Here is a 2,082-nt window from a genome sequence, read left to right as displayed (position 1 = left end):
AAGCGAAAACCCCCAGGGTGACCTGGGGGTTTTCCGCTGTGTCCGAGGGGGGACTTGAACCCCCACGCCCGATAAAGGGCACTAGCACCTCAAGCTAGCGCGTCTGCCATTCCGCCACCCGGACAAGGTGTCTGTCGCGCGTGGCTTCCCTCGCGGCGACGAAGGAAACATTACCAGGCTTCCAGGGGTGGCCGATCACCCCCTGTTCCCGCCCTCGTCCCGCGTGAACGGCGTGTGACGGGCCGGGACCGCCCTTGGGGTGAGGTGCGGTGGAGAGAGAGGATGGGGGAGGACCACCAGCAGTGACAGTGGGAGGAAGCAGCGTGAGCGACACGGACACGGCCAAGGGCGTCACCGGCGAGGACGAGGTCGTGGACCTCTGCCGCGAGCTGATCCGGATCGACACCAGCAACTACGGCGACCACTCGGGCCCGGGTGAGCGCAAGGCGGCCGAGTACGTCGCCGAGCAGCTCGCCGAGGTGGGCCTCGAACCCGAGATCTTCGAGTCGCACCCGGGACGCGCGTCCACGGTGGCCCGGATCGAGGGCACGGACCCCTCCCGGCCCGCGCTCCTCATCCACGGCCACCTGGACGTCGTACCGGCGAACGCGGCCGACTGGAACCACCACCCCTTCTCCGGCGAGGTCGCGGACGGGTGCGTGTGGGGGCGCGGCGCCGTCGACATGAAGGACATGGACGCGATGACCCTGGCGGTCGTCCGCGACCGGCTGCGCAGCGGGCGCAGGCCCCCGCGCGACATCGTGGTCGCCTTCCTCGCGGACGAGGAGGCGGGCGGTACGTACGGTGCGCGGCACCTCGTCGACAACCACCCCGAGCTGTTCGAGGGCGTCACCGAGGGCATCAGCGAGGTCGGCGGGTTCTCGTTCACGGTGAGCGAGGAGCGGCGGCTCTACCTGATCCAGACGGCCGAGAAGGGCATGCACTGGATGAAGCTGACCGTGGCCGGTACCGCCGGGCACGGGTCGATGATCCACCGGGACAACGCGATCACCGAGCTGTCGGAGGCGGTCGCCCGTATCGGCCGGCACGAGTTCCCGGTGCGGGTCACCAAGACGACGCGGGCCTTCCTCGACGAGCTGGGCGACGCGCTCGGCACCCAGCTGGACCCGGAGGACATGGAGTCCACCCTCGCCCGGCTCGGCGGCATCGCCAAGCTCATCGGCGCGACCTTGAGGAACACCGCCAACCCGACGCAGCTGAACGCCGGTTACAAGGTCAACGTCATCCCCGGCGAGGCCACCGCGCACGTCGACGGGCGGTTCCTGCCGGGGTACAAGGAGGAGTTCCTCGCCGACCTCGACCGGATTCTCGGGCCGAATGTGAAGCGTGAGGGCGCGCACTCCGACAAGGCACTGGAGACCACCTTCGACGGGGCGCTGGTCGAGGCCATGCAGTCCTCGCTGCTCGCCGAGGACCCGACCGCGAAGGCCATCCCGTACATGCTCTCCGGCGGTACGGACGCCAAGTCCTTCGACGACCTGGGCATCCGAGGCTTCGGCTTCGCACCGCTCAAGCTGCCGCCGGAGCTGGACTTCGCGGGCATGTTCCACGGGGTCGACGAGCGGGTGCCGGTGGAGGGGCTGAAGTTCGGGGTGCGGGTGCTGGACCGGTTCATCGACGCGTCCTGAAGCCGTACGGCGTGCGTTGACGCCGAAATTCGACCGCTCGTACGGAAGCCACTGGGACGGGTGAATGTGCTCATAAGCTCGTAGCTCCATTACTCCCTCCTCGTTACAGGTGATGCGATCGGCAACACGAGATCGCTTTTGCCAACAAGGAGGAATAATGATCAAGAAGGTCGTCGCCGCTGCGGCTGCCACTGGTGGCCTGGTTCTCGCGGGAGCGGGCCTGGCCGTCGCCGACTCGGGCGCTCAGGGTGCCGCTGTGCACTCCCCGGGTGTCGTTTCCGGCAACGTCGTCCAGGTTCCCGTCCACGTCCCGGTGAACGTGTGCGGCAACACGATCTCGGTGATCGGTCTGCTGAACCCCGCCTTCGGCAACACCTGCATCAACAAGTGACGTCGGCCCTCTGAGGGGGCGACCACGTCCTCGGCCCCGGAG

At 68.2% G+C, this 2,082-nt stretch carries 2 protein-coding genes and 1 tRNA gene; 2 read left to right on the top strand and 1 reads right to left on the bottom strand.

Translation table 11 applies throughout. From position 1 onward, the window contains the following. Window positions 1-39 precede the first annotated feature (39 nt). Window positions 40-124: transfer RNA gene (locus tag ACFWP5_RS52325), tRNA-Leu, on the bottom strand. A gap of 199 nt (window positions 125-323) precedes the next feature. On the opposite strand from ACFWP5_RS52325, the gene ACFWP5_RS52320 reads away from it, so the two are divergent. Both ACFWP5_RS52320 and chpH read left to right on the top strand, forming a co-directional pair. Continuing rightward, on the top strand, window positions 324-1,649 hold the full coding sequence (locus ACFWP5_RS52320; protein WP_384174504.1) for a M20/M25/M40 family metallo-hydrolase: 1,326 nt from the start codon (window positions 324-326) through the stop codon (window positions 1,647-1,649). Between the two features lie 157 nt (window positions 1,650-1,806). Next, window positions 1,807-2,040, top strand: a complete 234-nt coding sequence (chpH, locus tag ACFWP5_RS52315) for a chaplin ChpH (protein ID WP_329508865.1) — start codon at window positions 1,807-1,809, stop codon at window positions 2,038-2,040. The last annotated feature ends 42 nt before the right edge of the window (window positions 2,041-2,082 follow it).

The organism is Streptomyces sp. NPDC058469, assembly GCF_042721125.1.
Taxonomy (GTDB): Bacteria; Actinomycetota; Actinomycetes; order Streptomycetales; family Streptomycetaceae; genus Streptomyces.
This window is presented reverse-complemented; position numbering and strand designations above follow the sequence as displayed.